This is a genomic window from Streptomyces sp. NPDC048590 (assembly GCF_043199535.1).
GTDB lineage: Bacteria > Actinomycetota > Actinomycetes > Streptomycetales > Streptomycetaceae > Streptomyces.
In genome coordinates this window covers 917774-943205 of the sequence record NZ_JBICWC010000001.1, presented here as the reverse complement: position 1 = coordinate 943205, position 25432 = coordinate 917774, and the positions used below count along the sequence as shown (strand labels likewise).

Sequence of the window (25432 nt, the reverse complement as noted above, 5' to 3'; positions counted from 1 at the left end):
AGCGCGCAGCCTGTCGGCTCACGCTCCCCGCACCGCGGCGGTCGAGCCCCGTACGACCAGCTCCGGCTGGAAGACGTACTCCGTGCGCTGCACCGGGCTGCCCGCGATCTCCTCCAGCAGTGCGCCCACCGCCGCCGAGGCCATGGCCTGCACGGGCTGGCGGACCGTGGTCAGCGGCGGGTCGGTGAAGGCGATCAGCTGCGAATCGTCGAATCCGACCACGGAGACGTCACGCGGTACGTCGAGGCCCCTCCCCCGGGCCGCCCTGACGACGCCGAGCGCCATCAGGTCACTGCCGCAGACGATGCCGGTGCAGCCCTGGTCGAGCAGCGCCCCCGCCGCCACCTGGCCGCCCTCGACACTGAACAGTGTGGAGCACACCAGGAGTTCGGCCTCCTCGCGGCCCATGCCCAGGACGGACACGGCGGCGTCGACGAAGCCCTCACGCTTGCGCCGGGAGGGCACGTAGCGCTGCGGCCCGATCGCCAGGCCGATCCTCCGGTGGCCCAGCTCCGCGAGGTGGCTGACGGCCATCCGTACGGCCGCCTGGTCGTCGGGCGAGACGAACGGCGCGCTGATGCGCTCGTTGTAGCCGTTGATCAGGACGAACGGAACGCCGCGTTCGGCGAGGGCCGCGTAGCGCGACGGGTCGGCGGCCGTGTCGGCGTGGAGTCCGGACAGGAAGACGATGCCGCCCACACCCCGCTCGACGAGCTGCTCGACGAGCTCGTCCTCGGTTGCGCCGCCGGGCAACTGGGTGCAGAGCACGGGTGTGTAGCCGTGCCCGGCGAGCACCTGTTCCACGGACTGCGCGAACGCCGGGAAGATCGGGTTGGTGAGTTCGGGTGTCACCAGTCCGATCAGTCCGGCGCTGCGCTGCCGCAGCCGTACGGGGCGTTCGTAGCCGAGGATGTCGAGCGCCGCGAGCACCCGCTGACGCGTGGTGTCCGCGACGCCCTGCTTCCCGTTGAGGACCCGGCTGACGGTGGCCTCGCTGACCGCGGCCTGGCCCGCGATGTCGGAGAGGCGCAGCGCCGGCCCGGTCCTCGGTGCGGGGACGGTCACACCGTCCACCACACCGTGGTGTCGGCGGGTAGCTCGACCGTCGCACCGTCGACGGCCACGGGCCCGCTGGCGAGCAGCGGCGTGCCGGGGACGGCGATCCGCACCGGAGCGGAGGTGGTGTTGACGGTGCAGACGAATCCCGGGCGGCCGAGGGCGAGCACGCCCTCGGGGGCGTCCAGCCACTCCACGTCGGCGCCGGCGCCGAGTCCCGGGTGCTCGCGCCGGGCGGCGATCGCGGCCCGGTACAGCTCAAGGGTGGACCCCTCGACGCCGGTCTGCGCCTCGACGGAGAGCGCCCCCCAGGCGGCGGGCTGCGGGAGCCAGCTGCCGCCGGCGCCGAAGCCGTACGAGGAGCCCTCGCGGCTCCACGGGATCGGGACGCGGCAGCCGTCGCGGAAGCCGTCCTGGCCCTCGGCGCGGAAGTACGAGGGGTCCTGGCGCACCTCGTCGGGCAGGTCGGTGACGTCGGGCAGGCCGAGCTCCTCGCCCTGGTAGACGTACGCCGAACCGGGCAGGGCCAGCATCAGCAGGGTCGCCGCGCGCGCCCTGCGCAGTCCGAGGACCGGGTCGCCGGGGGTGCGGAGCTGGGTGCCGAGGCCCGGCGGGTTGGCGAAGCGGGTGGTGTGGCGGGTGACGTCGTGGTTGGAGAGCACCCAGGTGGTGGGCGCGCCCACCGGACGCATGGCGTCGAGCGAGGAGTCGATGACCGTACGCAGCTCGCCGGCGTCCCAGGCGGTCGACAGGTACTGGAAGTTGAAGGCCTGGTGCATCTCGTCGGGGCGCACGTAGTTGGCGGTGCGCTCGACGGTCGGCGTCCACGCCTCGGCGACCAGAATACGCCCGCCCGTCACCCGCCGCCGCCCTTCCGACGAAGGCCCTTCGGGCCCCGTGGTATCGGGGTACTCGTCGAGGATGGTGCGCCAGCTGCGGTAGATCTCGTGCACGCCGTCCTGGTCGAAGAACGGCATGACGTCGTTGCCCAGCAGCTTCAGCTGGTCGTGCGCCCCGAGGTCGGGCAGGCCCTCCGCCTTGACGAGGCCGTGGGCGACGTCGACACGGAAGCCGTCGACGCCCATGTCGAGCCAGAAGCGCAGGATGGAGCGGAACTCGTCGGCGACGGCGGGGTGTTCCCAGTTGAAGTCGGGCTGCTCCGGGGCGAAGAGGTGCAGGTACCACTCGCCGGGCGTGCCGTCCGAGTCGGTGGTACGGGTCCAGGCGGGGCCGCCGAAGATGGACTCCCAGTCGTTGGGCGGGAGTTCGCCGTCGGCACCCTTGCCGGGGCGGAAGTGGTAGCGCTCCCGCAGGGCCGATCCGGGGCCCTCGGCGAGCGCGCGCTTGAACCACTCGTGCTGGTCTGAGGAGTGGTTGGGCACCAGGTCGACGATGATGCGCAGCCCGAGCAGGTGGGCCTCGCGGATCAGCTCGTCGGCGTCGAGGAGCGTGCCGAACATCGGGTCGATGGCCCGGTAGTCGGCGACGTCGTAGCCGGCGTCGGCCTGCGGGGAGGCGTAGAAGGGGCTGAGCCAGACGGCGTCGACACCGAGGTCCCTGAGGTACGGGAGCCGGGCGGTGACGCCCGCGAGGTCGCCCATGCCGTCGCCGTTGCCGTCGGCGAAGCTCCGCGGATAGACCTGGTAGATCACCGCGTCCTGCCACCAGCCGGTGCGGTGGCCCGGGGCGTCGTCGGACGTGCCGGTGGAGGGGGCAGCGAGGTGCTGGGTCATGTCGTCCCTGTGGGGTGTCTGGGAGGGAGCGGCCCGCCGGGACCGGGTCAGGGTTCCGGCAGGCTGCCGTGATGGTGCGTGCGGGCGTACGGGTGAGGGGTGTCAGCCCTTGACGGCTCCGGCGGACATGCCGGTGACCAGGTGCTTCTGCGCGAAGAGGAAGACGAGTGCGGCGGGGATCGCGATGAGCACGGACGCCGCGGTCATCGGGCCCCACTGGGCGCCGTACTGGTTGACGAACTTCTGCAGCCCGCCGGCCAGGGTGAGGTTCTCGTCCCCGACCATGAAGGCGGAGGCGTAGGCCACCTCGCCCCAGGCGGTGATGAAGGAGTAGAAGGCGGTGACGGCGAGTCCGGGCTTGGCGAGCGGCAGGATGAGCCGCCAGAACGTGCCGAACGGGGTGAGCCCGTCGACCTGTCCCGACTCGTCGATCTCGTGGGGGATCGTGTCGAAGAAGCCCTTCATCATCCAGGCGCAGAACGGCACCGAGATGGTGAGGTAGGTGATGACGAGGCCGGCCGGCTGGTTGAGCAGGCCGATGCTCGACATGATGTTGTAGATCGGCACGATGAGGACGGCGACCGGGAACATCTGGGTGATCAGCAGCGTCCACATCAGCCCGCGCTTGCCGGGGAAGCGGAAGCGGCTGACGGCGTATCCGGTGGTGGCGGAGACGAACACCCCGATGACGGTGGAGAGCCCCGCGATGATCACGGAGTTCCCGAACCAGGTCAGGAACTCGGTGTCCTTGATCAGGTTCGTGTAGTTCTCGAACGTCGTCTCTTTGAAGAAGTCCGTCGTCGTGGCGAACTTGGCGGGCTTCAGCGAGGTCAGCAGGACCCAGAGCACCGGGAAGACCGCGATCACCGAGGCGATGATCAGGGTGAGGTGCAGGGCCACGGAGGCGAGGGGCGAGCGCTCGCCGCGACGCCGGGGCGTGCGGGCGGAGTGCCGGGCGGTGGGGGCCGTGACGGTGGTCACCAGTTGTCTCCCTGGGTGCGGAGCACTCGCCGGTACACCACGGCGAAGAGCATCAGGAGTACGAGGATCAGCACGCCCCAGGTGGAGGACTGCGCGAAGTCGCGCGGGCTGATCTCGAAGGAGAATTTGTACGCCTGGGTGACCAGGATCTGGGTGGCCTCGCCGGGTCCGCCGCGGGTCAGCAGGAAGATCACCGGGAACATGTTGAAGGTCCAGATGGTCGACAGCAGGATGACCGTGGTGGAGACCGGGCGCAGTCCGGGGAGCGTGATGTGGCGGAAGCGCTGCCAGGCGGTGGCGCCGTCCATCTCCGCGGCCTCGTACTGCTCCGACGGGATCGACTGGAGTCCGCCGAGCAGGGCGACCATCATGAAGGGGACGCCGAGCCAGACATTGACGGCGATGACGGAGAACTTCGCCCAGGTGGGGTCGTTCAGCCAGGGTATGCCGTCGATGCCGGCGCCGCCGAGGACCTTGTTGAGCAGCCCGCGGTCCTCGTTGTAGAGGAAGCGCCAGGCGAAGACGGAGACGAAGCCGGGGATGGCCCACGGAAGGATGAGGGCCATGCGGTACGCGGAGCGCCCCGCGATGCGGCGGTTGAGGATGTTGGCGAGCGCCATGCCCAGGCAGAAGGTGATGCCCACGCAGGAGACCGTCCACACCAGCGTCCAGCCGAGCGTGCCGAGGAACTGGCTGCCCGTCAGCGCGTCGACGTAGTTGTCGACTCCCACGAACTCGTAGGTCGCGGGGAGTTCGTTGACACCGATGGACCGTGCGACGTTGCGCTCATTGGCGTCGGTCAGCGACAGGTAGATGCCGCGGACCAGCGGATAGCCGATGATCACGCCGATCACGATCACGACCGGGGCGACCATGGCCCAGGCGTACCAGTGGACCGAGAGGGCCCGCCGGAGCTTGCTCGGTGGTGCGGATTGACCAGTACCGCGGCTCCGGCCGCGGGCGACGTCGTCGCCCGCGGCCTTCGCCACCGACTGGCTGGTGTGGACAGCCATCAGCCGGCCTGCCTTCCTGGGTTACTTCCAGCCCTTGAGGAGCTTGCGGTAGGAGTCGCCGGTCGCCGAGGCGGCCTTCTCCGGCGTGGTCTGGCCGGTGAGGACCTTGGTGTACTCGGTGACGAGCGGCGCGAAGAGGCTGCCGGTCTCCGGGATCCAGGGGCGCTCGACGGCGGTCTCGACGACGGGCTTGAAGAACTGGACGATCTCGCTGTCCACGGCCTCCTGCTTGGCGTACGCCGAGGTGCGGGTCGGGAGCAGGTTCAGCTCACCGGCGGTCTGCGCCTGGGACTGCACCGAGGTCATGTAGTCGACGAAGGCGTAGGAGGCGTCGAGGTTCTTGGAGCCCGCGTACACCGCGAGGTTGTGGCCGCCCTGCGGGGCGCCCTGTGCGGCCGAGCCGGCCGGCACCGGGGCGATGCCCAGGTTCGCCTTGTCGGTGAACTCCTTGCCGGTCAGGGTGTCGGCGACGGCCCAGGGGCCGTTGATCATCATCGCGACCTTGCCGTCCTTGAACGACGACTGCATGTTCTCCCAGCCGTCGGTGGCGTCGGTCTTGGCCGCGCCGCTGTCGACGAGGTCCTTGACGGTCTCGAATGCCTTGACGCCCTCGGGCTTGTCCACCGTGACGGTCTTGGACTTGGCGTCGACGAGGTCGCCGCCCTCGCCGTAGAGGAAGGACAGGAACCAGTAGGCGTCGTCACCGCGCAGGTAGAGGCCGGTCTTGCCGGTCTTCTTCTTGATCTTCTCGGAGACGGTCTTCAGCTCGGCGATGGTCTTGGGGACCTCGACACCGGCGTCGGCGAAGATCTTCTTGTTGTAGAAGATGCCCATGGAGTCGATGACCTGGGGCACCGCGTAGGTCTTGTCCTTGTACTTCGTGGAGGCGGCGGCCTGCTCCAGGAAGTCGTCCTGGTCCTTCAGCGCCGCGGTGCCGTCCAGCGGCGCGAGGTAGCCGAGGTCGGCGAACTCGGGGGTCCAGGCGACCTCCGAGCGGATCACGTCAGGGGCGCCCGACCCGGACTGGGCGGCGTTCTTGAACTTGTTCTGCGCCTCGCCGAAGGGCACGTTGACGTACTTGACGTCGACCTTCGGGTGTTCCTTCTCGAAGCCCTCGGCGATCTTCTTGAAGACCTTGTCCTCGCTGCCCACGGTCGAGGTGTCCCACCAGGTGACCGTGCCGGAGAGCTCGCCCGAGCTCTTGCCCTCGCCGGTCTCCTCGTCGCTTCCGCAAGCGGTCGCCGCGAGCGCCAGGGTCGCGACCAGGGCGGTGGCCGTTATGCCACGTCGCATCTGAACTCCTTCAACTGCCGTACCGCTCCGTCGCGGCGCCGGGTCGACGTGAACGTAACAAGGATGAAAGACGACCGAAAGACCTTGCGGAAGATTTCTGCAAGCTCCGGCGATCGTTACATTGGCGTGTCCTCAAGGTTGCCGTCAAGCCACTTGACGACGGACCGATCCACCGTCCCGCTCCAGGCCAGGACCCATGTACGGGCGGTACGACGATCAGATCAGGGCATCCGAAAACCCGCCCGCAAGCTCTTGCAAGATGTTGCCGTCACCTCGCTGTCCGCAGGAGGGGCGGGGGGCGGACTGCCTGAATCCCGTGCATGGTGGGCAATCCGACACGCGCCCGGTACAGTCCAGTGCCATGACCGCACGGCTTGCCGATATCGCAACTCAGGCGGGGGTCAGCGAAGCGACGGTCAGCCGCGTACTGAACGGCAAGCCCGGTGTCGCAGCGGCCACCCGCGAATCCGTCCTCGCGGCGCTCGACGTCCTCGGTTACGAACGCCCCGTGCGCTTGCGCCGGCGAAGCGCCGGCCTCGTCGGCCTGATCACTCCCGAGCTGGAGAACCCGATCTTCCCGGCGCTGGCGCAGGTGATCGGTCAGGCACTCACCAGGCAGGGCTACACGCCGGTGCTGGCGACCCAGACGCCCGGCGGGTCCACCGAGGACGAGCTCACCGAGATGCTCGTCGACCGCGGGGTCTCCGGCATCATCTTCGTCTCCGGACTGCACGCCGACACCTCCGCCGACATGCAGCGCTACGAGCAGCTGCGCGCCCAGGGCGTGCCGTTCGTCCTGGTCAACGGCTTCTCCCCCAAGGTGCAGGCCCCATTCATCTCGCCCGACGACCGGGCTGCGATGCGGCTGGCGGTGACCCACCTGGTGGCTCTGGGCCACCAGCGCATCGGCCTGGCGGTCGGGCCGAAGCGCTTCGTGCCGGTGCTCCGCAAGATAGAGGGCTTCCACGGCTCGATGCGGGAGCAGCTCGGCCTCACCTCGGACGAGGTGGAGGAGCTGGTCCAGCACTCCCTGTACACGCTGGAGGGCGGTCAGGCGGCGGCGTCGGCGCTCATGGAGCGGGGCTGCACCGCCGTGGTCTGCGCGAGCGACATGATGGCCCTCGGAGCGATCCGGGCCGCCCGGAGGCTCGGGATGGAGGTGCCGCGCGACCTCTCGGTGGTCGGGTACGACGACTCCCCGCTCATAGCGTTCACCGACCCGCCGCTGACCACGATCCGGCAGCCGGTGACAGCGATGGGACAGGCCGCCGTACGCACCCTGCTGGAGGAGATCGGCGGCACGCCCGCTCCGCACAGCGAGTTCGTGTTCATGCCCGAGCTCGTCGTACGGGGTTCAACCGCCTCCGGCTCCGGGCCCGGCACCCGTCGGTGACGTACATGATGTGCGACCCGAGACCTACCGGAGGATCATCGGGCGGAGGGGGACGTATCTGGCAGACTCTGCGCCTATGGGTGAATCGCACGTGACCACAGAGGAAGACCGCACGGCGGCCACCCCGTCACCCGTCGCGGACGGCTCGACGGTGTCCCGTTCCACGAAAGCGATCTCCCTGTCACGCATGCGCCCGCGACTCCCCTCCCTCAGCTCCCTGCGCTCGCCGCGCCGGCCGCGTCTCTGGTTCGAAATCCTGCTGATCGCGGTCAGTTACTGGCTCTACTCGCTGGTGCGCAACGCCGTGCCCGAGCAGAAGACCGCGGCCCTGCGCAACGCCGACCTGATCTGGTCCCTCGAACACGCCGTGGGTCTGGCCTTCGAGGAAACGGTCAACCGGGCCGTCAACTCGGTCACATGGCTGATCGTGTCGATGAACTACTACTACGCGACACTCCACTTCGTGGTGACCATCGGCGTGCTGATCTGGCTCTTCAGGCGCCATCCGGGTCGTTACGCCGCCACCCGTCTGATTCTTTTCGCCACCACGGCGGTGGCCCTGCTCGGCTACTACCTGTTCCCGCTGGCACCGCCCCGGCTGATGAACGGCGGCGCCTTCATCGACACGGTGATGCTGCACCAGACGTGGGGCTCGATGGCCTCGGGCAACTTCAAGCACATGTCGAACCAGTACGCGGCGATGCCGTCCATGCACATCGGCTGGTCCATGTGGTGCGGTCTGACCATCTGCGCCCTGGCCACCGCGCCCTGGGCGCGCATCCTCGGCGCCCTGTACCCCATGGCCACACTGGTGGTGATCGTGGCGACGGCCAACCACTTCTGGCTGGACGCCGTCGGCGGCGTGGCGTGCCTGGCGTTCGGCGCGGCCGTCTCGTTCGCCTGGTACGGCTCCATGCCCCACCGGCTCCCCCGGCGGATCACCGCGGCACGAGGCCGGCTGACCGCGCTGCGCGCCTCGCGGCCACTGCGCCCCCGCCCGGCCTCGGGCCGGGCCACCGAGGGCGGTGCGGCGACGGAGGGGACCGCGGCGTCCGCACCGGCCCCGCGCCCGTAGAGCGCCCCTGCCGGATCCCTCGGCTCCGGCGGCAGGCCGGCTCCGGCCGCCCTCCCCCGGCCTGCCTCTTGACGCAAGGACCATTCCGGACGAAGAATCTCGGTCATCCGTTTGACAACGTTGTCTTACTGAAAGGCGCCCAGCGTGCCCGATGCACCCTTCTCCGTGGACCGCCGCCGGTTCGTCCAGATCCTCGGCGCAGCCGCCCTCGCGGCGACCGTCCCCGTCACTCTCGGCGACGGGACCGCGAGCGCCCAGGAGCGCCCGGGTGCGGCGCCCGACAGCATCGCGGAGACGTACTACCGCGTCCTGCTGAACCACACCCACTGGTCCGAGACGCAGTGGGACGCGACCCGCGGCTACTACACGGACAAGGACTTCGGCTTCGCCGTGGTGCTCGGCAACGCGGTCCTGCTCACACGTGGCAGCTACGACGGTGAGCGCGCCGGGGTCGACGAGGCGACGCTGCGCTCGCGGACCATAGCCACGATCCAGCACTTCGCCGCGTCCAACCGGCTCACCGGCGGCACCCAGTGGGGCCGCAAGCTCTTCTTCGACACCACCTTCCAGCTCTACTTCGTCCTGGCCGCCCGGCTGCTCTGGGACGAGCTCGACGAGACCACCCGGGCCCATGTGGACACGATCGCGCGCGAGCAGGCCGCCCACACGACGGGCCTGGGCGCGGCGGACGACCCGGACTCCGGCGACTGGAGCCCGGACGGTCTGCTCGGCGGCCATGTCGGCGACACCAAGCTGGAGGAGATGGGCGTCTACGCGCAGTCCCTGGCCCCCGGGCTGGCCTGGGGCGCCGACGACCCGCGGCACGCCGACTGGGAGAAGGCGTTCGGCACCTGGTCGCGCAACGAGGCGGGTCTGCCCCAGGCCGACCTCGTGAACCCGGCGCTCGTCGACGGCCTGCCCGTCTCCGGGAACACCGCCCGCAATCTGTACGACACCTTCATCGTCGAGAACCACGGTTCCTTCGGGCCGCACTACCAGGAGGAGCTGTGGCGCACGTCCGGGCGCAACGCCGCGCACTTCATGGCCGCCGGACGTCCGATGCCCCAGGTCCTCACGGACCAGCCGAACGCCGGGCCGCTGTGGCGCACCCTGCTCGGGGTGATGAGTGACGCCGGCGAGCCGCTGATGCCGATGGTCGCCGACCGGGAGCACCTCTACGGCCGCGACGTCATCCCGCTCGCCTTCCTCGCGCAGGTGACCGGTGACCGTGCGGCGGCCCGGGCGGAGGTGGCCCTCGCCGAGCGGCTGGAGGCGTACCAGAAGTACCCGCCGGAGTACCGTCTGGCGAAGTTCTCCGGCGAGCCGAAGTACGAACCGGAGGCGCGTGCGGAGCTGGCCATCAGCTATCTGCTGCATCTCTGGGCGGCGGAGCGGGGCCGTGCGGTGCGGCCGATGTCCTCGCGGGAGCTGTTCGAACACGCCTCGGGTGTCACCGACTTCGGCAGCGGTCCCGGGCTGGTGTCCCACCAGTCGGCGGGGGCGTGGGCGGGGGCGGTCACCAAGGCCGGGTTCGTGAAGTTCGCCTGGCAGCCGGCTCATGACGACTGGCTCTTCCGGCTCAGCGGGGCGAGCCCCATGTTCCTGCCGAGCACCGCGGCGCAGGTGACCGGCCGGCGGGTGCGCACGTACAGCAGGCTTCGCGACGGCTTCGACGGCAGCGCCACCGTCGTCCGTCTGAACACGGGGCAGGCGGGCCTGACCACCCTGCCCTCGGGGGCCGTCGTCTACGCGACCACCGGTGTCGCGGCCGGCGAGGGACACCTGGAGATCCACAACCTCACCATGCCGGGGATGGCCGGCCTGACGGGCTCCCGCGTCTACCGCTTCGCGGAGGGCGGTGCCACCGTGGCCGCGCGGGACTCCGGCCAGGCCGCCGCCGCTCCGCGCGTGGACGACGTCACCTTCGCGAGGACGGAGGTCAGGCATCTGCGTATGACCGGTGCGCTGCCGGACCCCGCGTACGGCTACTCCCTCTACGCCTTCGAGGCCCGCGACGGCGCCGACGGCGCCGACCTCGCCACGGGCGGTACGGCGACGGCGTCCTCGTACGACCCGGGCAAGGAGCCGGCTCTGGCGGTCGACGGCAGGCCCACCACACGGTGGGCCGTTTCGAAGACGGACCGGCCCCGGGCGGACAGCTGGATCGCCGTCGACCTCGGTTCGCCGCGTGCGGTGGACCGGGTCACCCTCCGCTGGGAGGCCGCGGCCGGACGCGCCTACACCGTGCAGGGCTCGGCGGACGGCGTGCGGTGGACGGACCTCGCCGCCTGGCCGGAGCCGGACGTCTCCAGCCGCGGCGGGTGGCTGGACATCGACGGACGGGCCGGCCTGGTGGTGCGGGGATCGGAGCTTCCGATCACGGTGTACGGCGACACGATCGTCCTCGGCGACGGTCCGGCAGCGCCACTGCTGGTTGAGGGCTACCCCGCCGCGTCCGCGGACGAACTCCGGGACCTCGCCCGCAGTGACGCCCCGAAGGCCGAGGACGACCGCGTACGAGCGGCTCTGACGGAGGATCACCTCAGCCTGTTCAACCTGTCCGACCAGCCGGTCACGACACGGATCGCCGTTCCGGGGTCCGGCTCGCGCAGGGTTCTCTTCGGCGGACGCCAGACCCTGACTTCCGACGGCAGCGTCCTCGATGCCTCGCTCGACGCCTCGACGGCCGAGCTGCTGGCCCCGCGGATGGTGCTGGCGCCCGCGTACGGAGGGCGGCTGCCCGCCGGTCTGCGGGCGGAGGTCGTCGACGCCGCCACCCTGCGGCTGACCGGTCCGTCCTGCGGGGTACGGGTGACCGGCCAGGGGCACAGCGAGGTCGCGGTGGTCCGTGCGGGGCGCACCACCACCGTCACCCTGCGCGGTGCCGAGGCCTACCCCCTGGACGATCTCGCCCTGGGCGCCGCGGTCTTCCCGAACGCGCCGCTGCCGCCCGGGATGTCGGCCCCCTCCGCGGCGGTCGACGGTGACCCGCACACGTCCTGGACGCCCGGCCCGGACGGCCGGATGGTCGTCGACCTCGGCGCCGAGCACCCGGTCCGGGAGATCCGCACCGAGTGGACCGGCGGCCGGATCCCGTCGCTGGAGGCGGAGTTCAGCGCCGACGGTCTGACCTACACCCCGGCGGGGCGGCCGACGGGGCACGGCAGGACCCGGCAGCTCACGACGGACGGCACCGCCCGGTACGTGGCGCTGTCAACGGACGCGGGCCGGAGGGGCGACGCCCGGCTGACCCGCCTCACCGTGCGCTGAGACCGGCCGACAGCAGTGGAACTCCCCTTCCCGTAGGGGGAGTTCCGCTCCGTCGTCCGCGCCGCAGGCCCAGCCCGGGAAGCCGGGCGATCCGCTGCCGGGGCGTCAGGAAGCCGCACCGTAGAAGCGTTCCTCCACGACCGCGCGGGCCCGCCGGGTGATCCGCCGGTAGTCGTCCAGCATGTCGCCGACGTGCCCCGGCTCGTAGCCGAGATAGCGCCCGACAGCCGTGAGTTCCCGCGGGTTGGAGGGGAAGGTGTCGCCGGGCCGCCCTCGTACGAGCATCACCGCGTTGCGCACCCGCGAGGCGAGCACCCACGCCTCGTCCAGCGTCTGGGCCTCCTCCACCGGGATCAGATCCGCCGCGCAGGCGGCCGCGAGGGCCTGCCTGGTCCGCGTCGTCCGCAGGCCCGGCTCGGCCCAGCCGTGCTGCATCTGCATCAGCTGTACCGTCCACTCGACATCGCTCAGCCCGCCGCGCCCCAGCTTGGTGTGGAGCGTGGGGTCGGCGCCGCGCGGCATGCGTTCCGACTCCATCCGCGCCTTGAGCCTCCGGATCTCCCGTACCGCGTCGTCGCCGAGTCCCTCCACCGGGTACCGCAGCGGGTCGATCAGCTCGACGAAGGCGCGGCCCAGCTGCTCGTCCCCGGCCATCGGCTCGGCGCGCAGCAGTGCCTGGCTCTCCCAGACCAGTGACCAGCGCCGGTAGTAGGCGGCGTACGACTTCAGGGTGCGGACCATCGGCCCGGTCTTCCCCTCGGGTCGCAGATCCGCGTCTATCAGGAGGGGCGGGTCCGCGGTCGGCAGTTCCAGGAGTCTGCGCATCTCCGTGATGACGGTGTTGGCCGCCCGGGTCGCCTCCTCGTCGGCGACCCCCTCGCGCGGTTCGTGCACGAAGAGGAGGTCCGCGTCGGAGCCGTAGCCCAGTTCGTGTCCCCCGAAGCGGCCCATGCCGATCACCGCGAACCGGGTCGGCAGTGTGTCGCCCCACCGCGCGCGGACGGCGGCGCGCAACGCCCCGGAGAGGGTGGCGGCGTTCAGGTCGGTGACCGCGGAACCGACCCGGTCGACGAGGGCACCGGGGTCGGGCTCGGCCGGGTTCTCCTCGGTGCCGTACGAACCGATGAGGTCGGCCGCGGTCGTCCGGAACAGCTCACGGCGCCGTACCCCGCGTGCGACGGCGACCGCAGCCTCGGCGCCGGGGGCGCGGCCGACGGCGGCCAGGACTTCCTGCTCCAGGTGCTCCCGGGTGCGCGGCTTGAGACCTTCCGGGTCGCCGAGGATGGCGACCGCCTCGGGGGCCCGCATCAGCAGGTCGGGGGCGAGCCGGCCGGCGGACAGGACGCGGGCGAGGTTCTCGGCCGCGGCCCCCTCGTCGCGCAGCAGTCGCAGGTACCACGGGGTCTTGCCGAGGGCGTCGGACACCTGCCGGAAGCCGAGGAGCCCGGCGTCCGGATCGGCGGAGTCCGCGAACCAGCCGAGCAGCACGGGCAGCAGGGTGCGCTGGATCGCGGCCTTCCGGGACACGCCCGACGAGAGGGCCTCCAGGTGGCGCAGCGCGGCGGCGGGATCGGCGTAACCGAGGGCTTCCAGCCGGACGACGGCGGCCCTGGCGCTGAGTCTGCTCTCGCCGGGGGCGAGCTGGGCGACCGCGTCCAGGAGCGGCCGGTAGAAGAGCTTCTCGTGCAGCCTGCGCACGACGGAGGCGTGGCGCCGCCAGGCCCTGTTGAGCTCGGCGACCGGGTCGGTGCGCAGGCCGAGGGAACGCCCGAGCCTGCGCAGGTCGGAGTCTTCCTCGGGCACCAGGTGAGTGCGGCGCAGCCGGTAGAGCTGGATGCGGTGCTCCATGGAGCGCAGGAAGCGATACGCCTCGTCCAGCTGCGCCGCGTCCGCGCGCCCGACGTATCCGCCGTCGGCGAGGGCCTTCAGGGCTTCCAGCGTGGACCCGGAGTGCAGGGTACTGTCGCTGCGGCCGTGGACGAGCTGGAGCAGCTGGACGGCGAACTCGACGTCCCGGAGCCCACCGGGGCCGAGTTTGAGCTCGCGGTCGACGCGGTCGGCGGGGATGTTGTCGACGACCCTGCGGCGCATCTTCTGCACGTCGGCGACGAAGTTCTCCCGCTCTGCGGCCTGCCACACCAGCGGGGAGAGCGCCTCGACGTACGCCGCTCCGAGCTCGGGGTCACCGGCGACCGGCCGCGCCTTGAGCAGGGCCTGGAACTCCCAGGTCTTGGCCCAGCGCTGGTAGTAGGCGAGGTGGGAACTCAGCGTCCGCACCAGGGGGCCGTTGCGGCCCTCGGGGCGGAGGTTGGCGTCGACGGGCCAGATGGTGCCCTCGACGGTGGTGTCGGAGCAGATCCGCATCATGTGCGCGGCGAGCCGGGTCGCGGCCTGCAGCGCGGCGCTCTCCTCCGCGCCGTCGAGGGGTTCGCCGACGAAGATGACGTCGACGTCCGAGACGTAGTTCAGCTCGTGCCCGCCGCACTTGCCCATCGCGATGACGGCGAGCCGGCACCGCGCGGCGTCGGCGGGTGCGTCGGCCCGCGCTATGGCGAGCGCTGCCCGGAGGGTCGCCGTCGCCAGGTCGGCCAGCTCGGCGGCGACCTGGGCGACGTCCGTCGTCCCGCACACGTCGCGTGCCGCTATCGACAGCAGTGACCTCCGGTAGGCGGCCCGCAGGGAGTCGGGATCCACCGCGTCGGAGAGCATGTGCTCGAACTCGGGGACGCCGGGGTGCAGGTCGGTGGCCTCGTAGGTGACCAGCACCTGCCAGTCACGCGGGTGCCGCGCCAGATGGTCCCCGAGCGCCTCGGAGGCGCCGAGGGCCCCGAGGAGCCGGTCGCGGAGGGGCTTGGCCGTGACGAGCGTGTCCAGCAGGATCTGCCGCTCGGCCGCCTCCTCGGCCTCCACGAGCCGTACGAGGCTGTGCAGGGCCAGATCCGGGTCCGCGGTCGCCCCGAGGGCGTCGAAGAGGACGGGATCGGAGCGTACGGAGGCGAGCTCCGGGAGATCCAGCAGCCGCTCGGCGGCCGAGGGGTCGGTGAAACCGTGCCGCAGCAGGCGTGTGAACGTACTGCTTCTGCGTCCCGGCACCGTCGTCATCCCGTGTCTCCTGCCCGCCGATCACACATACCCGCTCTTCGAGCCTAGCCCGTACCGGTGAATCCGGAGCGGCGGGCGGGGGTGCCTGTGCCGGACCGTGTCGTGCGCCCCGCTTCCGGCCGTTCCCCACCCGGCCGCCGGCCCCGGTGAGGCGGGACAGCCCTCAGCTACCGCGGCATGGTCCCGATGACGACGGTGGCGTACAGCTCCTCCGAGGCGACGACGCGCGCGGCGAGCCCTCCGCTCCCCACCGTCTCCTCGGCGCGCTCCGCCTGCCGCTCGCTCGTCTCGACCAGCAGGCTGCCGCCGGGGGCCAGCCAGCCGGGGGCCTCCGCGAGGACCCGGCGCAGCACGTCGAGCCCGTCCCCGCCGCCGTCGAGGGCCACGCGCGGCTCGTGCACCCGCGCCTCGGCGGGCAGGAGCTCGACGTCACCCGTCGGCACGTACGGGACGTTGGCGAGGAGGACGTCGACCCTGCCGCGCAGGGTGGGCGGAAGGGGTGCGTAGAGGTCGCCCTCGTAGACCGTTCCGCGCGGGCCCACGTTGCGGCGGGCGCAGCGTACGGCGGCCGGCTCCACGTCGGACGCGTGGAGTTCGGCCTCCTCCAGTGAGGAGACCAGTGCCATGCCGAGCGCGCCGCTGCCGCAGCAGAGGTCGACCACCACCGCGCGGGCGGGTGCCAGCGCCAGGGCCTGGCGGACCAGGAACTCGGTACGGCGGCGGGGCACGAAGACCCCCGGGTCGACCGCGATACGCAGTCCGCAGAACTCGGCCCATCCCAGGACGTGTTCGAGGGGAAGCCCGGCCACCCGGCGTTCGACCATGGCGGCGAGTGCTGCGGGGCCGCTCGCGGTGGAGAGCAGGAGTTGGGCCTCGTCCTCGGCGAAGACGCAGCCTGCGGCGCGTAGTTCGGCGACGATCGTGGACGGACTGAGGGAGGATTCGGAGAGTGACACGCACGGAGCCTTTCGGGAAACCGATGAGCGCTCCGCGATCGCTCAGGCCCCTACGGCCACGCGACGGCGAGGGGTGAGCGCCCAGCCTGCTGAAGCGGTAATGGGTCTCACCTCCTTGGTCGATCCCGGTCTCGGGACGCATCACCATACCCGACGAGCACGGGCGGGCGGCATCCGTGCACGACGGAGACCAGGGGCGGCTCCCAGGGGCGTTCGGTTCACTCGGCACACCCGACCAGCCCCCAATCCCCTTCGAATGTTTCGAAGATTGAATCGAAACTGACCAAAAGCGCCTGTTGCGCAGCCTTGCCCGCGCGCCGTCAACTGGCCGATTTCCGCCCTTCCGACCCCATTGGCGCACCGTGCCGCGCCTTCCGGAGAGGTCAAGAAGGGCCAACCTGAGCTGGTGACGACCGGGCCGTTGCCACCCCTGCCCCCTCTCCCTACGCTCGGGAGCGCTCCCACCACCGGTCCGAAATGCGACCGATCCGAGCACCTTCCCCTGCGCGCCTTCCGGAGGTCCCCCATGCGCTCATTCGCCTTACGCCTTCACAGACCGAGAACAAGGGCCCTGGCCACGGCGGCCGCCCTGCTGACGTTCGGCACCCTGACCACCGCTTCCCTCACCCCGCAGGCGAACGCCGCGGACAGACCTGCCGCGGCGATCCTGGCCGGCCCCGGGGTCGAGGACGAGGGCGCCGACTGCGCGGTACCCGGCCCCGGCACCTCGCCGACCGAGACGAAGCTGCCCGACCCCTTCAGGCGGATGGACGGCACCCGCGTCTCGACGGTCTCCGACTGGCGTTGCCGCCGCGCCGAGATCAGGGAGCAGGCGGAGAGGTCGGTCTACGGCCAGAAGCCGGCCAGGCCCGCCTCCGTCACCGGAACCGTCTCCTCGACGGGCATCACGGTGAACGTGACGGATCAGGGCAAGAGCTCCAGCTTCTCCGCCAAGGTCGAACTCCCCTCCGGCCAGGGCCCTTTCCCCGCCGTGGTCGTCCTGGGAGGACTCGGCGCGGACACGGCCACCCTCAAGGCCTCGGGTGCGGCGGTCATCAACTTCGACCCGTACACCGTGGGCAAGGAGGGCACGGCACGAAATGCCAAACAGGGCGCCTTCTACAGCGTCTACGGGTCGGGCAGCAGCACCGGGCTGCTGATGGCCTGGTCCTGGGGCGTCAGCCGCATCATCGACGTCATCGAGCAGTCGGGCGGGAGCCTGCTCACGGCGGACGCGACCGGCGTGACGGGTTGTTCGCGCTTCGGCAAGGGCGCCCTCGTGGCCGGCGCGTTCGACCAGCGGATCGATCTGACGATGCCGATCGAGTCCGGTTCGGGTGGCGCCCCCGCCTTCCGCGGCATCCCCGGGGAGGGCGGCGCACAGCCGCTGAGCAGCGCCTATTCGGAGCAGCCGTGGCTCGGCGACGCCTTCGGCTCGTTCACCGGAAACCCTGCCGCCCTGCCGGTGGACACCCACGAGATCATCGGGATGGTCGCTCCACGCGGCCTGTTCCTCATGGAGAACCCGCACGTGGACTGGCTGGCCGCCAGGTCGGGCAGTGTCGCCGCCCTCGGCGGCGCGGAGGTCTACAAGGCGCTCGGCGCCGGGGCCGACATCAGCTACTGGTCGGACGTGCAGGACGGCACGCACTGCGCGGCCAGGGCGGAGTGGAAGGCCCCGCTGCAGCAGAGCGTACGTAAGTACCTGCTGAACACGGGCAGCGCACCAGGGGTGTTCAGGGTCTCCCCGCTCAAGTCCGGTGACCTCTCGGCCTGGAGAACCTGGCAGACCCCGGTCCTCACCTCCACCGGAGGCGGCCCCGGCGACGGTGACGGCGACGACGGTGGTCCGGACGAGGGTGGCGGCACCCCCGCCTGCTCCGCCGCCTACCGCACCGTGAACAGCTGGTCCGGCGGCTACCAGGGCGAGGTGTCGGTGAGGAACGACGGCGCCTCCCCCCTGAACGGCTGGACCGTCGCCATGCCCTTGCCTCCGGGGCAGACACTCGGAAGCCTCTGGAACGGCGTGCACACCGGCACCAGCGGCACGGTCGCCGTGCGGAACGCCGCGTGGGCGGGGGCCGTGGCACCGGGTGCCACGTCGACGTTCGGGTTCACGGCCACCGGCGCCCCGGGCAGCGCGCCCAGCGGCCTGACCTGCACCGCCTCCTGAGGTCCGCCGCCTCCCCGGTAAGCGGACAGCGGCCGGGGAGGCGCCGGCCGGAGCGGCCCCCGGCGAGGTGAGCGCACACACTGGAACAGGCTGTCCGCCCGTACGTCGGCCCGTGCGTCACACAGGGCGGCCCACAGGCCGGGGACGGCGCCGGTCACCCGTACAGCGAGCGGCCTCCCGGGCTGTCGGCCAGGAAACGCCGCCCCTCCGCGATCTCGTCGCCGACCACCGCCCAGACGGTGTCGTCGTCCCGGAAGGGCAGCGGGTCGATGGCGCTCGTCTCCCTGCGGATACGCCCGACCTCCTCCTCCAGGCGCTCGAAGCCGGCCTCCTCGTCGGCATCGTCGATGCCGAAGGTGAACTCGTCGAGCAGACGCTGGAACCGGAAGGCGACCTCGACGAGGGAGGAGACGTCCGTGTGGAGCGCACATGCGGACACCGCGTCGGTGTCGAAGACGTGCACCGCGCCGGAAGCGGGGTCGAGGGCGAGGTGGGCGTTGAGCAGCCAGCCGATGACCGGCCATAGGCCCGCTTCCTCGCCGACATGCCCGAACTCCACCACCCGGACCACGTCCCGGACGAGGGGCAGCGCTCCGCCTGGCTCACGCAGGCCGAGCGTCCCGGTGGGGACGCCCACCTCCCGTAGCAGGCGAGCCCCCTCGGTCTGCGCCGCGTACGGTGGAAAGGCGGTGTCCGGCAGGGTCGCGAGCCGGTGCTCGCCGAAGAGGCCGGCGAGTTCGCCGCGGGTGACGTCGAAAAGCAAAGTGCACTCCCAACTCGGTGGTGAGCATGCCCTGTCTGCCGAGCAGGCCGGTCTGCGACGCCGGGCAAGTATCACGTTCTACGGGGCCAGAGTGCGCAGCACGTCGAACTCGTTGCCCTCGGGGTCGGCCATGACCACCCAGCTCCGGTCCGGCCCCTGACCCACATCCGCCCGAGTGGCGCCGAGGCCCACGAGCCGCGCCACCTCCTCCTCGGTGCCGGCGTCGATCGGGCTGACGTCGAGGTGGAGCCGGTTCTTCACCGCCTTGCCCTCCGGTACCCGGATGAACACCAGGGTGGGCGGCATCTGACGGGCCCTGACCTCCTCCACGGTCGGCACCCAGGACCCGATTTCGACCTTGCCGTCGCTCCGCTCGATCACCTCGAAGCCCAGCACCTCGCACCAGAAGGCGGCGAGCCTCTCCGGATCGCGGCAGTCGACGGTCAGCTCGGTGAATCTGCTGGTCATAACTCTCCCTCGGTGAAGTGCTTCTGGGACTCAGTTCATGGGCGGGCGGGGATCCGACGGATATCGTCCCGCCGCCCCGGCAGGACGCCCGAAGGCGGCCCCGCCCGGCCCCTCGCGCTACCCCTCCGCCGGCTCGACCGAGAATGCTCCCGCCGCGGCCGCGAGCACCGCCGCCCCCGCCGCGCGCCCCGGCAGCGCCGGGTCCGGGTCGGCCCGCAGGAGCACCAGCTCGTGGTAGACGGGCGCCGTCGCGGCGATCAGCAGGCTCCGGGCATCCGTGCGCCCCTGCGGGAGTTCGCCGCGCGCCTCCGCGCGCTCGACCAGGATCTCGCACTGGGCGTAACGGTCCGCCCACAGCCTCGTCTGGGCCCGCGCCGCCTGTTCGGAGTGGAACGAGGCCGCCATCAGCGCTGCCGCGAAGGACGGCCGTACGCGGAGGGACTCCTGGATCTCCTCGTTGAGGGCGGCCAGATCACCCGCGAGGGACCCGGTGTCAGCCGGCTCCCAGTCGATCTCGCCGGCCGCGTCGATGACGTCGACCAGCAGACCGCCCACGTCCTGCCAGCGCCGGTAGACCGTGGCGCGGTGGACGCCGGCGCGGTTCGCGACGCCCTCCATCGTGAGTCCTTCGTAGCCGTGCTCTCCGAGCTCGGCGCGGACCGCGTCGAGGACCTGGGCACGGATGCGCGCGGTACGACCACCGGGGCGGCGGCGGCCGCCGGACCCGCCGCCCGTAGAGGCGGTGCTGCCTGAGCCGGCGCGGTCAGCATCCGCGCCGCCTGTGGTTCCGGGCGGGACTGTCATCGGGAATCCAGAATCCGGTTGATGTACACGAGAAGGCCGTGTCAGCATATTAAAGCAACACCTGTCGCACTAGTGGCCCGCCGAGAGGAACCGCCCCACCGATGCCGCCCGTTCCCGCAGATCCCACCGTGCTCCACCCCATGCCCGAGCACCCGCGCGTCGTGCTGCTCAAGCCTCTGGTGAAGTCGCCGCTCGTCGAGGTGGGCGACTTCTCGTACTACGACGACCCCGACGACCCGACCGCGTTCGAGACGCGCAACGTGCTGTACCACTACGGCCCGGAGAAGCTCGTCATCGGCAAGTACTGCGCGCTGGGCACCGGAACCCGGTTCATCATGAACGGCGCGAACCACCGCATGGACGGCCCGTCCACCTTCCCCTTCCCGACCATGGGCGGCTCCTGGGCCGAGCACTTCGACCTCATCACCGACCTGCCCGGCCGGGGCGACACCGTCGTGGGCAACGACGTCTGGTTCGGCCACGGAACCACGGTCATGCCGGGCGTACGCATCGGCCACGGAGCGATCATCGCCTCCGGCGCCGTCGTCACCTCCGACGTACCCGACTACGGCATCGTCGGCGGCAACCCGGCCCGCCTGCTGCGCACCCGCTACGAGGAAGGGGACGTGGCACGCCTCCTCGCCGTCGCCTGGTGGGACTGGCCCGTGGGGCACATCAGCGCACACGTACGGACCATCATGTCCGGTTCGATCGCCGAGCTGGAGGCGGCCGCCGCCCTCATCCCCCCGGGCTGACCTGCCGCGCCCCGCCCCTCCGTCCGGCCCCGCACCGAAACGGGTGATCAGCCTTACCCTGTCGCGCCGCCCAATCGCCATGGTCGGCGTGCCCGTCGCCGGCCACGTCCAGCCCGACCGGCACGTCGTCCTCCAGATCGGCAGACACACTGACCCAGCGGAACTCGGTGACATCCCGCCCGGCGCCGCGCGCCGTCTTATGGCATTTGAATTGCTATTCTCGGCTCATGGCTGACGACGACACCGACTTCCTGCCCGGCGACGGACCCAGCAGCGGCATCTCGGTCTCCCTCGCCGCCGGCACTCTGCAGGCGATCCGAGAGCGGGTCGGCAAGCGAGGCGTGTCCGCCTACCTCGAGAAGGCTGCGCAGCGGCAGATCGAGCGCGACAGCCTGGACGAGCTGATTGCCGATTTCGAGAGTGTCAACGGCCCTGCCGATCCGGAATCCGTTGCCGCCAAGCGGGCCAAGCTCACCGGCACTCCCGCCTCCGGTGCCGGTGCGGCCGCGTGAGCAACGCTCTGATCCTGGACAGCGACGGCCTGGCCAAGGCCGTCCAGCGTGACCGTGAAGTCCAGGAGTGGCTCACCGCCGCCCGCGACGCCGACCTGCCCGTCGTCACCTCCGCCGCGGTCCTCGTCGAGGTGATTCACCCAAAGATCAACGACGCCGCACTGCAATGGACGCTGTCCCGGCTCCGGGTCGAGCCCGTCACTCAGGCCACCGCCCGGTCAGCGGCGGCGCTACTGCGCGCGGCCGGACTACATGGCCACAAATACGCCATCGACGCCATGCTCTGTGCCACAGCCCTGGCCCACCCCGGGCGCATCACGATCCTGACCTCGGACGTCGAGGACGTCGCCATGCTCACCGCAGACCACCCCCGCGTAGCCGTCGAGAAGGTCTGAGTCACGGCCGACAGCTCCGCCCGGCCCCGCCTGACGGGCCTCAAGCGCGAACCGTGACCCCGACGTGGTTCGCCGGGAGTCGGGCTGGAGCGCTTCACCAACAGACGAGTTGTACCCGCTGGAGGGCTGTCCGGGATCGATCTGGGCGCCGACTGCGGAACCCGGAGCTGAGTTTCCCACTCCCAGGACAGGCGGGATTCGAGCAGCGACGCACCGGAAGGCCACGGACGGCTTGCAGGAGGGCACCGATCCGGCGCCGAACGATCCAGGGCGCGTGAGACACCATGGGGCCACCGGTCCGTGACCGGCGGCCCCATCCGCCGAATCAGCGGGAAACTGCTCCGACCTGCCGTTACAGCACCGGCAGCAGGTTCTTCAGCTCGAAGGCCGTGACCTCGCTGCGGTACTCCTCCCACTCCTGCTTCTTGTTGCGCAGGAAGAAGTCGAAGACGTGCTCGCCCAGGGTCTCGGCGACCAGTTCGCTCTTCTCCATGAGGGAGATGGCCTCGCCCAGGTTCTGCGGGAGCGGCTCGATGCCCATCGCGCGGCGCTCGGAGTCCGACAGCGCCCACACGTCGTCGTCGGCGCCGGCCGGGAGCTCGTAGCCCTCCTCGATGCCCTTGAGCCCTGCGGCCAGCAGCACCGCGTACGTCAGGTAGGGGTTGGCGCCGGAGTCGATGGAACGGACCTCGACACGGGCCGAGCCGGTCTTGCCGGGCTTGTACATCGGGACGCGGATCAGCGCGGAGCGGTTGTTGTGGCCCCAGCAGATGTAGGAGGGCGCCTCGCCGCCGGCGCCGGCGGAGCGGGTGGAGCCGCCCCAGATGCGCTTGTAGGAGTTGACCCACTGGTTCGTCACGGCGGAGATCTCGGCGGCGTGCTTGAGCAGGCCCGCGATGAAGGACCGGCCGACCTTCGAGAGCTGGTACTCGGCCCCCGACTCGTAGAAGGCGTTGCGGTCGCCCTCGAAGAGGGACAGGTGGGTGTGCATGCCGGAGCCCGGGTACTCCGAGAACGGCTTCGGCATGAAGGTGGCCTGCACGCCCTGCTCCAGCGCGACCTGCTTCATGACCAGGCGGAAGGTCATGATGTTGTCGGCGGTCGAGAGAGCGTCGGCGTACCGGAGGTCGATCTCCTGCTGCCCGGGAGCACCCTCGTGGTGGCTGAACTCGACCGAGATGCCCATCGATTCGAGCATGGTGATCGCCTGGCGGCGGAAGTCCATGCCGACGTTCTGCGGGGTGTGGTCGAAGTAGCCGGAGCTGTCGGCCGGGGTGGGTCGGCTGCCGTCGACCGGCTTGTTCTTCAGCAGGAAGAACTCGATCTCCGGGTGGGTGTAGAAGGTGAAGCCCAGGTCGGAGGTCTTCGCGAGGATGCGCTTGAGGACGAAGCGCGGGTCCGCGAAGGAGGGCGAGCCGTCCGGCATCAGGATGTCGCAGAACATCCGGGCCGTGCCGGGAGCCTCCGCACGCCAGGGGAGGATCTGGAACGTGCCGGGGTCCGGCTTGGCGATCATGTCCGATTCGTATACACGGGCGAAGCCCTCGATGGCCGACCCGTCGAAGCCGATGCCCTCGTCAAAGGCCTGTTCGAGCTCGGCCGGGGCCACGGCGACGGACTTGAGGTAACCGAGAACATCGGTGAACCACAGCCGTACGAAGCGGATGTCACGCTCCTCAAGCGTCCTGAGGACGAATTCCTGCTGCTTGTCCATAGCCACATCCTTGCAGTTCAGACGGTCCGTGCACCACCGCCCGGGGTAGGGGGACACCTCAGTATCACGACCCCGGATTTCACCCAGATTACGCACACGGTGTGAGAGAGAGCACGCGGCCACCCACTACGATCGGCGGCCGTGGTGTGCGGGGCCCACCGGGGTGCCGGTACGGCCTCCCGCGCACCCGTTCCACCCGCTCCGCTCCCGTCCCTCCCTACCCCTTGGCAGAAGGACCCGACGACATGAGCTTCGACCGCAGGACCCGTATAGAGCAGATGCGCGACGCCGACCGCGCGCGCGACCGCCGCAACCGGGCGCTCGCGATAGGCGTGAGCGCCGCCGTGGTCGCCGGCCTGCTGGGATTCGGCTCCTACATGCTGCTGGAGAAGTCCGAGGCGAAGGTACGGAGCGAGGAGAACGCCGCCCAGGACGCCAAGCAGACCGAGGACGACAGGGCGAAGCTCGCCGCCCAACCCATCAGCGGCGAGAAGTCCTGGGACGCGGAGAAGCTGACCCGCAACCACGTCACGACCGAGGTGGCGTACCCGATGGAGCCGCCCGTGGGCGGGGACCACAACCCGGCCTGGCTGAACTGCGACGGCGTTGTATACGAAAAGGCAGTGCCGAACGTCAACGCGGTCCACGCCCTGGAGCACGGCGCGGTCTGGGTGACGTACAGCCCCGAGGCACAGGACGCCGACGTCAAGGCACTCGCCTCCCGCGTCAAGGACACCCCCTACTCGCTGATGTCCCCGTACGAGGGACAGGCGGGTGCGGTCATGCTGAGCGCCTGGGGCAAGCAGGTCACCGTGGACGGCGCGGACGATCCGCGGGTGGCCAGGTTCTTCGCCAAGTACGTGCAGGGCGCCCAGACACCGGAGCCGGGGGCCCCGTGCACCGGCGGGGTCGACGGGTGAGCGCCTCCGTACGCACCCGGCGTACCCGGTGGGTGGCCGGCTCGGCCGTGACCCTCGCCCTGCTGTTCGCGGGGGCGGCGACGGTCGCCTCCGCCCGGGGTGACGCCGCTCCCGCACAGCCCCGCACCCCCACCTCCGGGTCGGCGGACGCGGGCTTCGCGCGCGACATGGCCGTCCACCACCAGCAGGCGGTGGAGATGTCCTTCATCGTGCGGGACGTGACGCGGGACGAGGAGGTTCGGCGCCTCGCGTACGACATCGCCAACACCCAGGCCAACCAGCGCGGCATGCTGCTCGGCTGGCTCGACCTGTGGGAGCTGCCGAAGACGGCTCCCGACGGGCAGGGTCCGATGTCCTGGATGCCGGACGCCCACGCCGGCCATGACATGGCAGGTATGGACGGGATGTCCGGCACGGAGGGGATGGATCACGACGGCGCCCTCATGCCCGGCATGGCTACGCGGACCGAGCTGGATGCTCTCCGCGAGGCCCGCGGTGAAAAGGCGGAGATCCTCTTCCTGCAGCTGATGACCGACCACCACAAGGGCGGCGTCGCGATGGCCCGCGGCTGCGCCGAGCGGTGCGCCGTACCCGCGGAGAAGCGCCTGGCCGAGGGCATGGTCGCGGCCCAGCGGTCCGAGCTGGACCTGATGGCGGACATGCTCACCGCACGGGGTTCCGCGCCCCGAAGCTGAGCGGGACGGCGCTGAGCGGGACCGGGAACCTGCCCGGTGTACGGCCGTACGGGTGACAGCCCTCGGTTACGCCGGACAGAGCCCCGCGGGGGAAGGGCTCGGAGCCGTACACCGGCGCCTACCCGGGCGCGCGGGAGTGGGAACGGCCCGACAGCAGCGTGCCGCACGGATACACGCGGATCGCCGACCGCCGGTCCCCATGCTTTGCGGGTATGACTCGTCGGCGTCCGTCGGGGGCATGGGGTCGCGGTCGAACTGCCTGAACACGGAGTTAACTTCTGGCCAACTGTGCTCTATTGAGCCGAAGTTGAGCACGCCATCTTCACATTCGTGATCATTCGCCGACGGTTTCCCGTCTGCT

The 25432-nt window shown here is 70.9% G+C and carries 20 protein-coding genes; 9 read left to right on the top strand and 11 right to left on the bottom strand.

Going from position 1 to position 25432, the window contains the following annotated elements:
* Positions 1-18 precede the first annotated feature (18 nt).
* From ACGFNN_RS04110 to ACGFNN_RS04090, 5 genes are all read right to left on the bottom strand, one after another.
* Positions 19-1077 carry a LacI family DNA-binding transcriptional regulator gene (locus ACGFNN_RS04110; protein WP_393552721.1) on the bottom strand — a complete coding sequence of 353 codons (1059 nt, stop codon included), beginning with the start codon at positions 1075-1077 and terminating at the stop codon, positions 19-21.
* Complete coding sequence (locus tag ACGFNN_RS04105; protein WP_393552719.1) at positions 1062-2789, bottom strand: glycoside hydrolase family 13 protein; 1728 nt, start codon at positions 2787-2789, stop codon at positions 1062-1064. Before ACGFNN_RS04105 ends, ACGFNN_RS04110 begins: the two co-directional genes overlap by 16 nt.
* Before the next feature lie 102 nt (positions 2790-2891).
* Positions 2892-3770 carry a carbohydrate ABC transporter permease gene (locus tag ACGFNN_RS04100; protein ID WP_362670296.1) on the bottom strand — a complete coding sequence of 293 codons (879 nt, stop codon included), beginning with the start codon at positions 3768-3770 and terminating at the stop codon, positions 2892-2894.
* Complete coding sequence (locus ACGFNN_RS04095; protein WP_362552564.1) at positions 3767-4783, bottom strand: sugar ABC transporter permease; 1017 nt, start codon at positions 4781-4783, stop codon at positions 3767-3769. Before ACGFNN_RS04095 ends, ACGFNN_RS04100 begins: the two co-directional genes overlap by 4 nt.
* Before the next feature lie 21 nt (positions 4784-4804).
* On the bottom strand, positions 4805-6076 hold the full coding sequence (locus ACGFNN_RS04090; protein WP_393552716.1) for an extracellular solute-binding protein: 1272 nt from the start codon (positions 6074-6076) through the stop codon (positions 4805-4807).
* A gap of 361 nt (positions 6077-6437) precedes the next feature.
* Between ACGFNN_RS04090 and ACGFNN_RS04085 the strand changes: the two genes are divergently transcribed.
* The 3 genes from ACGFNN_RS04085 to ACGFNN_RS04075 all read left to right on the top strand — a co-directional run bounded on the left by ACGFNN_RS04085 (position 6438) and on the right by ACGFNN_RS04075 (position 11814).
* Positions 6438-7469 carry a LacI family DNA-binding transcriptional regulator gene (locus tag ACGFNN_RS04085; RefSeq protein ID WP_393552714.1) on the top strand — a complete coding sequence of 344 codons (1032 nt, stop codon included), beginning with the start codon at positions 6438-6440 and terminating at the stop codon, positions 7467-7469.
* Positions 7470-7656: 187 nt separating this feature from the next.
* Entirely contained in the window at positions 7657-8544 is an 888-nt protein-coding gene (locus ACGFNN_RS04080) for a phosphatase PAP2 family protein (protein ID WP_393552923.1), read from the top strand.
* A gap of 144 nt (positions 8545-8688) precedes the next feature.
* A complete protein-coding gene (locus tag ACGFNN_RS04075; RefSeq protein WP_393552712.1) occupies positions 8689-11814 on the top strand; it encodes a discoidin domain-containing protein in 3126 nt (1041 codons plus the stop codon).
* A 105-nt stretch (positions 11815-11919) separates the two neighbouring features.
* Here ACGFNN_RS04075 and ACGFNN_RS04070 read toward each other — a convergent pair whose 3' ends face one another.
* Positions 11920-14916 (bottom strand): bifunctional [glutamine synthetase] adenylyltransferase/[glutamine synthetase]-adenylyl-L-tyrosine phosphorylase, encoded by a 2997-nt coding sequence (locus ACGFNN_RS04070; RefSeq protein ID WP_393552710.1) that lies wholly within the window; start codon positions 14914-14916, stop codon positions 11920-11922.
* A 167-nt stretch (positions 14917-15083) separates the two neighbouring features.
* Complete coding sequence (locus tag ACGFNN_RS04065; RefSeq protein ID WP_393552707.1) at positions 15084-15872, bottom strand: putative protein N(5)-glutamine methyltransferase; 789 nt, start codon at positions 15870-15872, stop codon at positions 15084-15086.
* A gap of 526 nt (positions 15873-16398) precedes the next feature.
* On the opposite strand from ACGFNN_RS04065, the gene ACGFNN_RS04060 reads away from it, so the two are divergent.
* Positions 16399-18045 (top strand): cellulose binding domain-containing protein, encoded by a 1647-nt coding sequence (locus tag ACGFNN_RS04060; protein WP_393552704.1) that lies wholly within the window; start codon positions 16399-16401, stop codon positions 18043-18045.
* Positions 18046-18199: 154 nt separating this feature from the next.
* On the opposite strand, the gene ACGFNN_RS04055 is transcribed toward ACGFNN_RS04060, so the two are convergent.
* The 3 genes from ACGFNN_RS04055 to ACGFNN_RS04045 all read right to left on the bottom strand — a co-directional run bounded on the left by ACGFNN_RS04055 (position 18200) and on the right by ACGFNN_RS04045 (position 20080).
* Positions 18200-18808: an SUKH-4 family immunity protein gene (locus tag ACGFNN_RS04055; protein ID WP_393552702.1), complete on the bottom strand. Its 609-nt coding sequence runs from the start codon at positions 18806-18808 to the stop codon at positions 18200-18202.
* Between the two features lie 78 nt (positions 18809-18886).
* Positions 18887-19276, bottom strand: coding sequence for a VOC family protein (locus ACGFNN_RS04050; protein WP_393552701.1), 390 nt, complete (start codon positions 19274-19276; stop codon positions 18887-18889).
* A gap of 117 nt (positions 19277-19393) precedes the next feature.
* Positions 19394-20080 carry a TetR/AcrR family transcriptional regulator gene (locus ACGFNN_RS04045; protein WP_393552698.1) on the bottom strand — a complete coding sequence of 229 codons (687 nt, stop codon included), beginning with the start codon at positions 20078-20080 and terminating at the stop codon, positions 19394-19396.
* A 101-nt stretch (positions 20081-20181) separates the two neighbouring features.
* Here ACGFNN_RS04045 and ACGFNN_RS04040 point away from each other — a divergent pair, with 101 nt between their 5' ends.
* From ACGFNN_RS04040 to ACGFNN_RS04030, 3 genes are all read left to right on the top strand, one after another.
* The gene (locus ACGFNN_RS04040; RefSeq protein WP_393552695.1) at positions 20182-20835 is read left to right on the top strand and encodes a CatB-related O-acetyltransferase; all 654 of its coding nucleotides are present in this window, start codon (positions 20182-20184) and stop codon (positions 20833-20835) included.
* Positions 20836-21062: 227 nt separating this feature from the next.
* Entirely contained in the window at positions 21063-21347 is a 285-nt protein-coding gene (locus tag ACGFNN_RS04035) for a hypothetical protein (protein ID WP_393552692.1), read from the top strand.
* Positions 21344-21742, top strand: a complete 399-nt coding sequence (locus tag ACGFNN_RS04030) for a PIN domain-containing protein (RefSeq protein WP_393552689.1) — start codon at positions 21344-21346, stop codon at positions 21740-21742. Before ACGFNN_RS04035 ends, ACGFNN_RS04030 begins: the two co-directional genes overlap by 4 nt.
* A gap of 352 nt (positions 21743-22094) precedes the next feature.
* On the opposite strand, the gene glnA is transcribed toward ACGFNN_RS04030, so the two are convergent.
* Positions 22095-23456 carry a type I glutamate--ammonia ligase gene (glnA, locus tag ACGFNN_RS04025; protein WP_362552528.1) on the bottom strand — a complete coding sequence of 454 codons (1362 nt, stop codon included), beginning with the start codon at positions 23454-23456 and terminating at the stop codon, positions 22095-22097.
* A 245-nt stretch (positions 23457-23701) separates the two neighbouring features.
* Between glnA and ACGFNN_RS04020 the strand changes: the two genes are divergently transcribed.
* Positions 23702-24376 carry a DUF3105 domain-containing protein gene (locus ACGFNN_RS04020; RefSeq protein WP_393552686.1) on the top strand — a complete coding sequence of 225 codons (675 nt, stop codon included), beginning with the start codon at positions 23702-23704 and terminating at the stop codon, positions 24374-24376.
* On the top strand, positions 24373-25071 hold the full coding sequence (locus ACGFNN_RS04015; protein ID WP_393552683.1) for a DUF305 domain-containing protein: 699 nt from the start codon (positions 24373-24375) through the stop codon (positions 25069-25071). Before ACGFNN_RS04020 ends, ACGFNN_RS04015 begins: the two co-directional genes overlap by 4 nt.
* Positions 25072-25432: the final 361 nt, after the last annotated feature.